Raw genomic sequence first — 12,562 nt, forward strand, 5'->3', positions numbered from 1 at the left:
GTGAAGGAGTCAGAAGCTAGAAGGCACCGGCGACGCCGACGCTGCCGGGGCCCACGCCCACCGTCACGGACGGGGCGGCAGCCTCGGCGGAGGAGCCGCCGGAGAAGGTCATGAAGGCGGAGATGCCGGCGGCCACCACCGTGGCCCCGGTGAGGATGTCGCTGGTGAGGGCCATCGTCTTCGCCTTGCTGCTGGCGTCATCCAACTGGGCGCGCGTCACCCCGAAGGTGTCGCGTTGGGTCTTCAAGTCACTGGCCGCGCTGCTGGCGAGCACGGCGGTGACGCCCGCTCCCACCGCCAGCGCGCCGGTGGCCGTCCACAGCTTCCAGGGGAAGCCGCGAGGCTCGGCCCGCGCCGTGAGGCCGGGAGTGGCAGCCGTGGGGACGGAGGACACGGGCGCCTGGGCGGCGACGGGCTTCTGAGCGGGCGGGGGCGCGAAGTCGAGCTGCACCCGCAGGGTGTCCATTCCGGCCACGTCCACGATGCGCGTCACCGGAGGCTCCCCGGGAAGCTCGGCCGTCACCTTGCGCCGGCCAGCGCTCACCACCACGGGCTCGGACAGGGGCGTGCGCCCCACCGGCTGGTCATCCACGGACACCTGCGCGCCCACCGGCTGGGTGACGATGTCCAGGGACGCCACGCGCGAGCGCAGGCGCTCCACCTCGCGCTGCACCTCATCGCGGCGCTGGGCGGGGATGTCCGCCTGCCCCTCCCGCAGGTACTGCTGGAAGCTGCCCAGCGCGCCCGCGTAGTCCTGCAGCTGATACTGGACCTGGGCGATGCTGTAGAGGAGCCGGTAGCTGGGCGCCAGTTCGTAGGCGCGCTGGAACTCCACGAGCGCCGCGCGGAAGTCGCTCTCCTCGTAGAACTCCTTGCCGCGCTCATAGCGCCGCTGCGCCTCCTCCATCTGCTGGGTGCGCGACGAGGAAGCCTTGCGAGCGGGAGCAGCAGCGCTGGCGCTGCCCGCCGCCAGCGCCAGGAGGAGCACGAGGGCGAGCCGGTCTGGACGAAACATCGAGATGGGAGTCATTGGCCTTCCGAGGAAGAGGTATTGCCCTGCTCGGCCCAGGGGTTGTCCGGGTCCAGGGTGCGCCGGGGTGGCTTGCGGCGGGTCGGCTTCGCGGGCAGCTCGGCGAAGTCCGGCTCCTGCGGCTGGGCCTGGGCCGGCTCGCGAGGCGTGCTCTCCACGACGGCGGGACGGCGCGACTCCTGGCCGCGCCGCGAGAGGGTGATGTCCAGCGCCAGGTCGCGGTCGAAGCGCACTTCCTTCACCACGGGCGCGTAGCCAGCAGCGGTGACGCGCAGCGTGTGCACGCGGCCATCCCGGGGAAAGCTGTCCGAAAAGGGGTTGCCCACCAGCGGCTTGTCGTCCAGACGGAGCTGCGCCTTGCGCGGCGTCACCGTCACCTGGAGTTCCACCTCCGTCGGCTCGGCGGGGGCCTGCGCCAGGGCCGTTGCGGCGCCCCCGGTGGGCGGAATGACGGTTCCTTCCGGGGTGGCAGCGGCGCCCCCGGCGCGCGGAACGACGGTTCCTTCCGGGGTGACGGCGGCGCCCCCGGCGGGCGGAACGACGGTTCCTTCCGGGGTGGCAGCGGCGCCCCCGGCGGGCGGAATGACTGTTCCTTCCGCGGCCGGGCCCCGCACCGCCGTGGTGGCGACACCGGCGGGTGGAATGATGGTTCCTTCCGGGGTGGTCGCGCCCGGCGCGCCCGTGGGTGCCGCTCCGTTCGTCGGAGACGCAACTCCTCGCGCCGTCGCGGCGGCCACGGGCGTGGAAGGCGTGGAAGGGACGTCCCCACTCCCGGGGCGCAGCACCATGGCGACCGCGCCGGCCAGCAGCGCGCCTGCCACCATGGCGGCCAGCAGCGCTCCCCGGCCTCGCGTCAGCAGTTGGGGATTCGTGGGCCCGGTGGACGGTGGCTCGGGGTTCACCTCCGTCGGGGCGCGCATGGACCCTCCGGTGATGGGGCGCAGCTGACCGGAGCCACGGGAGCCCTCGCGAGCCGGGCTGACACTGCCGGACACGGGCGTGCCCACCACGGGGCTGCCGCCGATGGGCACGGCGGCGCGGGTGATGAGCTGCGCCACGTGCTGCGTGCCCACCGGGTGCCCGCAGCTCAGCAGGTACCGGTCCAGGTCCGCCTGCATCTCCCGGCAGCTCGCGTAGCGCGTCGCACGGTCCTTGGCGAGGGCGCGCTGGATGATGCGCTCCAGGGCCTCGGGAACGTCCTCGCGCCGCGCAGCCACGGGGATGAAGGGCTCGAAGAGGATGGAGTGCATCAGCGCCGCTTCGTTGCCGGCCTCGAAGGGCTTGGCGCCCGCCACCATCTCGTAGAGCACCACGCCCAGCGAGTACACGTCCATGCGCGGGTCCAGCGCCTCGTTGCGCAGCTGCTCGGGCGCCATGTACGGCACCTTGCCCTTGAGCGTGCCCACCCGCGTCTGCGACGCCTGGCTGGTGACCTTGGCGATGCCGAAGTCCACCAGCTTCACGTTCCCACTGCGCGACAGCAGGATGTTGTCCGGGCTGACGTCGCGGTGGATCATCCGCAGCGCCTCGCCGGTGTCTGGATCACAGAACTCGTGCGCGAACGTCAGGCCCTCGCACACCGCCGAGGCGATGCGCGCGCACAGGGGATAGGGCATCGCCTGCCCTTGCGCGCCCAGCCGCCGCAGCAGCGCGCGCAGCGTCGGCCCGTCGATGTATTCCATCGCCAGGAAGTACGCGCCCTCCGCCTCGCCGAAGTCGAAGATCTGCACGAGGTTGGGATGGTTGAGCCGCGCCGCCAGCCGCGCCTCGGCGAGGAACATCTCGACGAACTGGGGGTCCTGCGCCAGGTGCGGCAGGATGCACTTCACCACCAGCGTCTTCTCGAAGCCGCCAGGGCCCGCGGCACGCGCGCGGAACACCTTCGCCATGCCGCCGTGCCCCAGCTCCGAGACGAGCTCGTATCTGCCCAGCAGGGCTGCGCTGCCTACTGCATCTCGGGGGGCCGACACCGTTACCTCTCCGTAAAAAACGCGGACCTGGAACAGACGGCTTTTTACAAAGCTGTCGCGCGTGAGAGCCAGTGCGGGGCTGATCTGTTTACACGTTCGTGACCGTTACATATCCGTGACAGTTACCAATTCGTGACTGTGACGTAGCCGTGACGCGCGGGAACGCGCGCGGATGCACAGGCCGACCTGCCCGGTTGATCCATGGACGTGGCCGGGGACGACCCGGGCGCCGCCATGGCGGAAACGCCCTCCGGATGCAACCCCGAAGGCCTGCCTGCTCGCCTGCCCGGGTGGCCCCGTCCCGCTTGCCTTTCCCCGGCGCTTCTTGAAGAAGAAGCCTCCCCATGCCCGCCGAGCCCGCGCAGCCCTCGCACCCCTCCGCACAGGAGGCCGGAGGCCCTCCGTTCGACACGGACGGCGCGCTCCTCACGTGGCTGCGGGCGCATGGCCTCGAGCACGTCACGCGCCTCAGCCTGGTCATGCTCGGCCCCCGGGTGGAGGCCGCGCTGGTGCCCCAGTTCCGGATGGCGATTGCGGGCCGCAGGCTGGTGGAGCTGACGAGCGCGGAGTCCGTGGCGCGCTGGGCCGCCGAGACGACGCCCTCGCCGAAGATGAGGGAGCTGCTGCCCCGCCTCGCCTGCCGCCACCTCGAGGACGAGCGGACGGCGGCCGAGGACGCCCGGGCTTCACTCCCGGAGCGGCTCCGGCCTCCCGAGGAGTCCCGCACACACGCCGTCCACCGGCTCCTCGTGGAGCTGCGAGGCCGGCTACCCGCCTCGGTGGCTCCGCGTCCCCGACGCCTGCTGACCGAGGAGTCCCTGCAATGGGATGTCCTACTCCCCGGCTTCCGTCTCCGCGAGGCACGCGCCTCGGTGCTGCCCGTCGGCGCCATCGCCGGCTTCATCCTCCCCGAGACGCGCCTCACCTTCTCGCCCACGGAGGCGAAGGCGGACTGCACCTGCGGCGCGACGGCGTGCGTGCACATGCTGGCCGCCATCGACAGCGCGCTCCTCTGGCTGCGCCAGCCCTGGACGGACGCGTTCGGCGAGCTGCTGGAGGAGATGCTGCGCCCCGCCTGGGAGCGCACGCTCCGGGCCCTGGAGCGCGCCGTCGAGGAGAGTCCCAGCGGCGCGTCCGGCACGGAGCTCTCCTGGCGCCTGGAGGTCATCCCCAGCTACGGCGTGGAGCTGGCTCCCTACGTCCACCGCCGCAACAAGAAGGGCCAGCTCAGCACCGGCTCGCGCCTGACGCGGCGGCGGCTCCTCCAGGAGTTCGCCTCCCTGCTCTCCCCCACCGACGCGCGCCTCGCCGCGCTGCTGCCGGAGAGCGCGGCTCCGGCCTCGCGGGAGCTGCTCTTCGAGCTGGTCAACCACCCGCGCATCTTCCTGGAGGACACCCCGGAGCTCGTGCGAGTCGAGCGCGCCCGGGTGGGGCTCGTCGCGGAGGACCGCGAGGGCACCGTCATCGTCACCGCGGGCGTGGATGGCGCCACGCTCCCCGCGACGCTGCTGGAGCGCGTGCGCAAGTCGAAGCCCGAGGAAGCCCTGTACCTCTGGGACGAGGGCCCGCGCCGGCTCACCGTGCTCGACGTCGGCCCGGAGGCCCGCTCGCTCCTCGCGGTGCTCCAGCGCCACGGCAACGCCTTCCCTCCGGAGAGCCACGGCGCGCTGCTGGAGCGCCTGTCGAAGTTCTCCCAGCGCCTGCCCGTGGCCATGCCCCGCAGCGTCATGGGCGAGGCCCTGCCGCCGCGAAACCTCCCGGTGCTGCGCCTCGAAGCCCAGCCCGGCACCGCCGTGCGCCTCGAAGTCCGCGTGCGTCCGCTTCCCGACAGCGCCGCGCTCGTCCCGGGCGAGGGCTCGCGCGACGTCCACGTGCGGCGCGGCACCACGCCCTTCCATGCGGTGCGCAACTTCGTCCATGAGCGGAAGGACGCCGAGGCGCTCCTGGCCCGACTCCCCATCGACACCGCCGAGCCGCAGGAGCAGCCCTTCACCTACCTGTTCAACACCGCCCAGGGCGCGCTCCTGCTCCTCAAGGTCTGCGCGTCGTTGGAACCGAAGCCGGAGCTGGAGTGGATCGGCTCGCCCATGCGGCTCCTGGCCGGACGCGGACCCGCCGCCCTCAAGGTCTCCGTCGGGCGCCGGCGCCAATGGTTCGGCGTGCTGGGCGAGCTGGCCGTGGAGGGCGAGCGCGTGGAGCTGGCCCGGCTGCTGGACGCGGCCCGCCGCAAGGAGCGCTTCATCCACGTCGGCGCGCAGTCCTATGTGGAGATTGAGGACGCCCTGCGCCAGCACCTGGAGCGGCTGTCGGACCATGCGTACCTCTCGCGCCACGGCCTGGAGGTGGGGCCGTCCGCGGTGGAGGCGCTGAGCGCGCTCGGCGCCTCGGGCGCACAGGTGGAGTCCGACGCCGCCTGGCGGGCGCTGGCCGAGCGCATCTTCGCCGCGAAGGAGCTGCGGCCCCGGGTGCCCGCCACGCTGAAGACGGAGCTGCGCGACTACCAGCAGGAGGGTTTCCGCTGGCTGACGCGGCTGGCCTCTTGGAACGCGGGCGCCGTGCTCGCGGACGACATGGGCCTGGGCAAGACGGTGCAGGCGCTGGCCGTGCTGCTGGAGCGAAGCAAGCTCGGCCCCGCGCTGGTGCTGGCGCCCACCTCGGTGGCCTTCAACTGGATGGACGAGGCGAAGCGCTTCGCTCCCTCGCTGAAGATGACGCTCTACGCGGACTCGGAGGACCGGGGCGGCACGCTGGAGCGGCTGGGCCCCCGGGACGTCCTCGTCATCAGCTACGGCCTGCTCACGCGCGATATCGAACGGCTGTCCGCCGTGCGCTTCGCCACCCTCGTCTTCGACGAGGCCCAGACGCTGAAGAACGCCACGACGCACCGCTTCCGCGCCGCGCGGGCACTCCAGGGGGACTTCCGCTTCGCCCTCTCCGGCACGCCGCTGGAGAACCACCTGGGCGAGCTGTGGGCCCTCTTCGCCGTCGTCTTCCCCGAGCTGCTCGGAAGCTGGGAGGCCTTCCGCGAGCGCTTCGCCGCGCCGATTGAGAAGGGCATCGACCCCACGGCGGCGCCCGCGCTGGCCCGGGTGCTGCAACCCTTCCTGCTCCGGCGCACCAAGGCCCAGGTGGAGGCGCAGCTTCCTCCCCGGACGGACGTGCGCGTGCCGGTGGTCCTCTCCTCGCCCGAGTGGCAGCTCTACGAGGACGCACGGCTCGCGGCGCTCTCGGACCTGGAGACGAGCAGGCCGACGATGCGCGAGCAGGAGCGGCGCGTGGAAGTCCTGGCCGCGCTCACCCGGCTGCGCCTGCTGGCGTCGCACCCGCGCCTCTATGACCCGTCCTCGACGCTGGAGTCCTCCAAGCTCCAGCGCTTCATGGAGCTGGTGCGCGAGCTGCGCGCCGAGGGCCACCGGGCGCTCGTCTTCAGCCAGTTCACCTCCCACCTGTCGCTGGTGCGCGAGGTGCTGGACGCGGAGGGAATCCGGTACGAGTACCTCGACGGCCAGACGCCGCAGGGCGCACGGGCGGAGCGGGTGCGGGCCTTCCAGGAGGGGGACGCGCCGCTGTTCCTCATCTCGCTCAAGGCGGGCGGCTTCGGGCTCAACCTCACCGCCGCCACCAGCGTCATCCACCTGGACCCCTGGTGGAACCCCGCCGTGGAGGACCAGGCGTCGGACCGCGCCCACCGCATCGGCCAGGAGCGCCCCGTCACCGTCTACCGGCTGGTGGCGCGCGGCACCCTGGAGGAGCAGATGCTGGCGCTGCACGAGCACAAGCGCGCGCTGGTGGCGGGCGTGCTCGAAGGAAAGGACCAGGCGGGCCGGCTCACCACGAAGCAGCTGCTCGCCCTCCTCTCCCAGAAGCTCGCGCCGCCGACCGCCGACGGGGATGAGCCGCCCCCCACCCGTCACTGAGGCAAGGCCGGGCCACTCCGGCCCGCGCGCCCCCGCCCGTGGGTAAAGCGCGGGCCTGCCGTGGGGGGCGCGGGGGTGCGGTGGAAGGAACGTTCGTTCCACTCACGAGAAGCGCGTTGCGCAACGGAGCGGGCAGGCGGGCAGACGTCGCACCTCTTGTTGCTGGCACCGCATGGCATGCGGACCCTCCCTCTGCGGTGGAGGGGGTTTCATCATGCGTCTGGAATGGCGTTGGGTCCGGACCGTCGTCGGGATGACGGTCCTGGGTTGGGTGGGACTGGTGACGGGCTGCAGCACGGACGACGAGGTCCAGGAGCCTCCCGACGTGGTCGGCTGCGAGGACATGCTCTCGGGGAGCTGCAACGAGACGCCGCCCGACGACAGCAACGAAGTTCCGCCGCCCGTCGAGGAGCAGCCCCAGGAAGAGCCTCCGCCGGAGGAGCAACCTCCTCCGCTGCCACCGCCGCTCCCGCCGGGCCCGGGCGCCACGCTGTGGCTGGCGCGCGAGGGCACGCCGCAGGACGACCTGGCGCTGGATGCCACGGTGGACGTGGGCGGCGACATCCTCACCGCGGCCGTCCACGGGATTGACGACCTGCACACCCGCCACCCGACGGATGACCGGGTGCGGCTGGTCCTCACGCGGCGCTCCCCGGACGGCGAGACGCGCTGGCGGCGGGCCTTCGAGGTGCGCGTGCCCGAGACGCCCGCGGAGCTGCGCGCCGACGTGCGCGCCCACGTGGCAGCGGACCCGATGGGAGGCTTCTTCCTCGCCGGCAACGTGCAGGGCCTGCTGGACTTCGAGACGCGAGAGCTGGGGAGCGGCGCGTTCGTCGCCCGGCTGGACTCGAACGGCAACCTCCTCTGGGCGAGCACGCCCCGGGGCGAGGGCCTCACTGTCGTGGACCTCACGGTGGACGCGCAGGGCCGCGCGCTGGTGGCCGTCAACACCTCCGGCCCGGCGGACTTCGGCGGCGCCACGCTCGGCACCAGCGCCGGCGTGGTGACGTACTCCCAGGAAGGGAAGGCCGAGCACACCCTGCCAGTCGGCCGGCCCGAGGGGGAGGACGACCGCGTGGAATTGGCCGCCGTGGCGGTGGACAGCCGCGGGCGGCTGGCGGTGGGCGGGCGCTACGTCGGCGCGGTGCGCTTCGGCGGCCAGCGCACGGAGTCCGCCCGGGACGGCAGCCCCTTCCTCGCGCTCTATGAGGAGGGCGCGCTGGCATGGGCCAAGGCGCTGCACCACGCGCGCGGCACGGTGCAGTCGGTGGGCGTGGACGGCCAGGGCGCGGTGGTGGCCACCGGCCCCTTCCTGGGCACCGTGGACTGGGCAGGGAAGAAGCTCCAGGGCCACCCCTACCGCTCCAGCCCCTTCCTCCTCGCCGTGCGGCCGGGAGGCGAGGAGCGCTGGAGCCGCAACCTGGGCGACGGGCTCCAGGTCGGCTCGCTCGCGGTGGGGGCCGAGGGCGAGGTGGTGCTGGGAGGCTTCACGTACAACCGCGTCGAGGACGGCACGGCCGGCTCGGATGGGCTGGGTTCCTCGCAACCCGTCGCGCTGCGCTACGACGCCACGGGTGCCTCGGTGGCCACGCGCCTGTTCCTGTCGGACCCGCCCCAGCCGCGTGGCGAGCTGGCGGGCCTGGAGGCCATGCCCACCGTGGCGGTGCTGCCGGGCGGAGACGCCATCCTCTTCGGCCACACGGACCGCGAGAGCGACCTCGGCACGGGCCGCCGCTTCGCAGAGCGGGGTGACGTCTTCCTCCTGCGGTTGAAGCGCTGACGCTCGACTCCGAGCGACGCGTCGAGGGCCACGGGGCGCGGAGGCCGTCCGCGCCCCTGTGGCCCGTGCTCTAGCGGCGCGTGGTGCGGCGAGCGGCGCCCCGGGCCTTGGCGCGTCCGGTGCCCTTGCGAGCGGTGGTGCCCTTGCGAACGGTGGTGGTCTTCCGAACGGTGGTGGTCTTCCGAGCAGTCCTTCCAGCGGCGGCCGTCTTGCGCGTGGTGGCCTTGCGAGCCCCACGGCCGGTGGCGCGGGTGGCCGCCTTGCCGCGGGCGGTCTTCTTGGTAGCCGTCTTGCCACGAGCGGCGGTCTTGCCAAGAGCGGCCGGGCGCTTCGCGGTGGTCTTGCGAGCGGGCTTCCGGGCAGCGCCCGTGCGAGTCGAGGTCTTGCGAGCCGTCGTGCGGCGCGACTTGGTGGCGCGACGCCGAGTGGAGGCGCCTCCCGTGCCGGCGGTGCCCGCGTTGGGGGAGGACGCCATGGCGTCGGTAATCTGCGAGTTCACGAGGGTCTCATTCGTCATGCAAACGCTCCGGGAAAAGAGAACAGCCTGGGATGCATGAACAGAGTACGCCTCTTCCTGCACGCGCAGTGGACTGTTCTCACGCAGATGAACGCCAGCGGACGAATGCACCTCGCGATGCCGCTCAGTGAAGCGTGATGCCGTGCTCGCGTCCGAGCCGCTCCACGTCCTCGAACATGATGCTCAGCCCGCGCTCGGTGGCCAGGGCCCAGGCACGACGCACCAGTGCCTCGACGCGTGGCTTCTCGCCCCGCAGGGCATGAGCGCGCGCGGTGTCGAGTAACAGGTCCACCGTGGTGAGCCAGTCCTGGTGGGCCTCGGCGTTGGCCATGGCCTGCTCCAGATACGAGAGCGCGGCGGCGGCATCCTCGCGACGCAGGTGGACCCGGCCCAGGGCGGCCTGGGCCTCACGCAGGCTCGCCGGGTCCTTCGTCTCCTCCGCGATGCGGAGCGCCCGCTGCACGGCCGCGAGCGCCTCGTCACTCCGGGGCTCGCGCAGGGTGAGGACGTTGGCCACGGAAATCAGTGCGAACACCTGCCCGGTGCGGAAGCCCACCTGCTCGCGCAGGCGCAGGCTCTCCTGGAACTGCGCGAGCGCCCCGTCCAGGTCCCCGCGCTTCTCGGAGAAGTCGGCCAGGTGCCGCAGGCTGTACGACTGCATGAGGGCGTCTTTCGACTCCCGTGCGATGGAGAGGGAGCGCTCGAAGAAGTCCTCCGCCCCCGCGGGGTCCCCGCCAAACTGCCGCGTGAGGCCCAGGTGGAAGAGGGCCTCGCTGACGCCGCGCGCGTCTCCCGCCTGCTCCGAATGGGCCTGGGCCCGCTCGAAGAGGGCGATGATGGGCTCCCACTCCCCTCGCCCCGAGACCACCTTGTCCCAGTAGAGGAAGTTGCCTTCCGCATCGAGCGCGGCGGCCTGCGCGCGCCGGTCTCCCGAGGCCTCGGCGAGCTGCCGTGCGCGCTGGAGGACGGCGAGCACGTCGGCTGCCTTCATCCCTGGCTCATGGCGGAGCTGGCGCGTGAGGATGCGTCCCAGCTCCGCATGGAGGCGGGCCTCCCCCGCGGCGTCCTTCAGCAGCCGGGCCCGCTCAATGGCGAAGCGGCCCAGCTCCACCCCCTCGCGGAAGCGGCTCTCCAGGTCATAGGCCGCCATGACGGCCACGGCGGAGGACGCGAAGGAGGGTTGTCCCACCGCTTCCGCGCCTCCAGCACGCCCTTGCTCCGCCCGTCCGGCAGCGCAGGCGGTAACGAGTCCCAGTCCCACCAACATGATGTGCCGCATGTCTTCCTCCCGTGGAGGCGCCCCGGCCTCCCAGCTCTCGGAAAGCTAGGGGGGTGCCGGACAGGAAGGGCGCCCGTGGGACGAGTCGCGGAAGGAGGGGATGAGTCGCGGGCTGGGAGGGGCGAAGCGCGCCGGGCCCATCACAGCGGATGGCCGAGCACCTGCTCCAGCCGGGCCCGGTACGTCCGGCTCAGGGTCAGCTCCCGTCCATCCCGCAACAGCAGCCGGTGGTCGCCGGACAGCGTGGGCGCCAGGGAGTGGATGCGGTCCACATTGACGAGCGCCGAGCGGTGGACGCGTGCGAAGCGGCGCGAGGCGAGCCGGGCCTCCAGCTCCGCCATCGTCTCGCGCAGCAGGTGTTGCTCACGGCCCACGTGCAGGGTGACGTAGTTGCCCGCGGACTCTACCCAGTCGATGTCCTCCACGGGCACGAGCAGCGTCTGGGTGCCGGTCTTCACCACCAGTCGCTCGGAAGCTGGAGCCAGGGGACGCAGCTCCTGGAGCAGGTGCTGGAGCTGCTGGCGCAGGTCTCCCGGAGGCGAGGCCAGGCGCTCACGAACACGGGCCAGCGTGCGCTGGAAGCGCTCCACCGTGAAGGGCTTGAGCAGGTAGTCCGCCGCGGCGGCGTCGAACGCGCGCACCGCGTGCTGGGGCCACGCCGTGACGAAGACGACCACGGGAGCAGGCGCCACGGCCATCTCGGCGAGCACGCCAAAGCCATCCCGCTCGGGCATCTCCACGTCGAGGAAGACCAGCGCCGGACGCTCCCGGGCGATGACGGAGAGCGCCTCCTGCCCGTCGCCACACTCGGCCAGTGGGTGCAAATCCGTCTCTGGAGCCAGCAGGGCGCGCAGCCGCTCGCGGGCCAGGGGCTCGTCGTCGACGATGAGCGTGCGGACCGTCATGGCCGGGCGCTCCGGTACGGCAGCGAGAGGGAGACGGTGAACCCGCGCGGAGCATTGGCCGCCAGCGTCAGCGACTGCGCGGCCCCATAGAGCTTCTCCAGCCGGGCCCGGGTGCTCCCCAGGCCGATACCCTCGCGGAGTGCCTCCAGGCCGGCGGAGGGTGGCCCCACCCCGTCATCACGGACCTCCACGGACAGCCGCTCACCGGAGCGGGCGGCACGGACCCACACCCTCCCCGGCCCCCGGCGCGGGGCGATGCCATGAAGGATGGCGTTCTCCACGAGCGGCTGGAGCAGGAGCGGCGGCACCAGCGCATTCCGGGCCTCGGGCGCCACGTCCACCTCCACCTGGAGCCGGTCGGAGAAGCGGGTGCGCTCGATGTCGAGGTACGGCGTGAGCAGGTCCAGCTCCTCGGAGAGGGGCACCTCGTGACGCCCGTCGCGCTCCAGGCTGGCACGCAGCAGCTCGCTGAGCTGTCCCACCATGCGGTCCGCGGCCGTCACATCGCGGTGCATGAGGGCGGAGATGGCGTGCAGGGTGTTGAAGAGAAAGTGCGGGCGGAGCTGGCTGCGCAGCAGGTGGAGCTGCGCCTGCGCGAGCTGAGCTTCGAGCTGTGAGGCCCGCACGGCCTCTTCGCGGACCTGCCGCGAGTACCGCAGGGCCGCGTCCAGGCCCACCACGGAGAGGTAGACGAGCAGGTCGAAGTCGGTGGTCTTCGACAGCATCCAGGTGAAGTAGGTCCACGTGGCGTCCCAGCCACCGGAAGGCTCCAGCAGCAACCGGCGAAGGAGCGCGTGCAGGGCCATGTGCGCCACGGCGAAGAGGAGCCCCGGGGGCACGTGGAGCACGAGCTGGACGGGCCAGGGCCGTCCGGTGGCGCGCACGCGGCGAGCGACGGCGAGGATGAGCGGGGTGAGCAGGGCCCAGCCGCCCCACTCGATGGCGCCGATGAGGAGCGACTCACCGAAGCCGGAGGGCTCGGCCCGGGACGCGCGGTAGACGGAGTGCTGCGCGCCGTACACGAGCGCCAGCACCGTGTACCCGGCCAGCACCAACACGGGCCCGAGCCAGCGCCGGGGGACGCCCGCTCGCGAGCCCTCCGGCACGAAGCGGAGGAGCCAGGCAGGCCAGGACACGGAAGGACTCGACGGCATGGTGGGCCGG

Annotated in this window: 8 protein-coding genes; 2 read left to right on the top strand and 6 right to left on the bottom strand. The window is 72.5% G+C overall.

Annotated elements, in window-relative coordinates; all coding sequences use genetic code 11:
* Positions 1–16 precede the first annotated feature (16 nt).
* Together G4D85_RS30685 and G4D85_RS49785 are read right to left on the bottom strand one after the other, a co-directional pair.
* A complete protein-coding gene (locus G4D85_RS30685) occupies positions 17–1,030 on the bottom strand; it encodes a PEGA domain-containing protein (RefSeq protein WP_205525784.1) in 1,014 nt (337 codons plus the stop codon).
* Entirely contained in the window at positions 1,027–3,000 is a 1,974-nt protein-coding gene (locus tag G4D85_RS49785) for a serine/threonine protein kinase (protein ID WP_240359582.1), read from the bottom strand. Before G4D85_RS49785 ends, G4D85_RS30685 begins: the two co-directional genes overlap by 4 nt.
* A gap of 344 nt (positions 3,001–3,344) precedes the next feature.
* On the opposite strand from G4D85_RS49785, the gene G4D85_RS30695 reads away from it, so the two are divergent.
* On the top strand, positions 3,345–6,917 hold the full coding sequence (locus tag G4D85_RS30695; RefSeq protein WP_164017590.1) for a DEAD/DEAH box helicase: 3,573 nt from the start codon (positions 3,345–3,347) through the stop codon (positions 6,915–6,917).
* A 214-nt stretch (positions 6,918–7,131) separates the two neighbouring features.
* Complete coding sequence (locus tag G4D85_RS30705; protein WP_205525785.1) at positions 7,132–8,697, top strand: hypothetical protein; 1,566 nt, start codon at positions 7,132–7,134, stop codon at positions 8,695–8,697.
* A gap of 70 nt (positions 8,698–8,767) precedes the next feature.
* Here G4D85_RS30705 and G4D85_RS30710 read toward each other — a convergent pair whose 3' ends face one another.
* The 4 genes from G4D85_RS30710 to G4D85_RS30725 form a co-directional block, all read right to left on the bottom strand.
* The gene (locus tag G4D85_RS30710; RefSeq protein ID WP_164017591.1) at positions 8,768–9,214 is read right to left on the bottom strand and encodes a cell envelope biogenesis protein TolA; all 447 of its coding nucleotides are present in this window, start codon (positions 9,212–9,214) and stop codon (positions 8,768–8,770) included.
* Between the two features lie 124 nt (positions 9,215–9,338).
* The gene (locus G4D85_RS30715) at positions 9,339–10,403 is read right to left on the bottom strand and encodes a tetratricopeptide repeat protein (RefSeq protein WP_164017592.1); all 1,065 of its coding nucleotides are present in this window, start codon (positions 10,401–10,403) and stop codon (positions 9,339–9,341) included.
* Positions 10,404–10,633: 230 nt separating this feature from the next.
* Positions 10,634–11,398 (bottom strand): LytR/AlgR family response regulator transcription factor, encoded by a 765-nt coding sequence (locus tag G4D85_RS30720; protein ID WP_164017593.1) that lies wholly within the window; start codon positions 11,396–11,398, stop codon positions 10,634–10,636.
* Complete coding sequence (locus G4D85_RS30725; protein ID WP_205525786.1) at positions 11,395–12,534, bottom strand: sensor histidine kinase; 1,140 nt, start codon at positions 12,532–12,534, stop codon at positions 11,395–11,397. The genes G4D85_RS30720 and G4D85_RS30725 overlap by 4 nt, the downstream gene beginning before the upstream one ends.
* Positions 12,535–12,562: the final 28 nt, after the last annotated feature.

The organism is Pyxidicoccus trucidator (assembly GCF_010894435.1).
Classification (GTDB): Bacteria; Myxococcota; Myxococcia; order Myxococcales; family Myxococcaceae; genus Myxococcus; species Myxococcus trucidator.

Bases quoted from the DNA above. Each gene is read 5' to 3' on its own strand.
- G4D85_RS30685 (WP_205525784.1), bottom strand. From the start codon at position 1,030: ATGACTCCCATCTCGATGTTTCGTCCAGACCGGCTCGCCCTCGTGCTC.
- G4D85_RS30695 (WP_164017590.1), top strand. From the start codon at position 3,345: ATGCCCGCCGAGCCCGCGCAGCCCTCGCACCCCTCCGCACAGGAGGCC.
- G4D85_RS30705 (WP_205525785.1), top strand. From the start codon at position 7,132: ATGCGTCTGGAATGGCGTTGGGTCCGGACCGTCGTCGGGATGACGGTC.
- G4D85_RS30710 (WP_164017591.1), bottom strand. From the start codon at position 9,214: ATGACGAATGAGACCCTCGTGAACTCGCAGATTACCGACGCCATGGCG.
- G4D85_RS30720 (WP_164017593.1), bottom strand. From the start codon at position 11,398: ATGACGGTCCGCACGCTCATCGTCGACGACGAGCCCCTGGCCCGCGAG.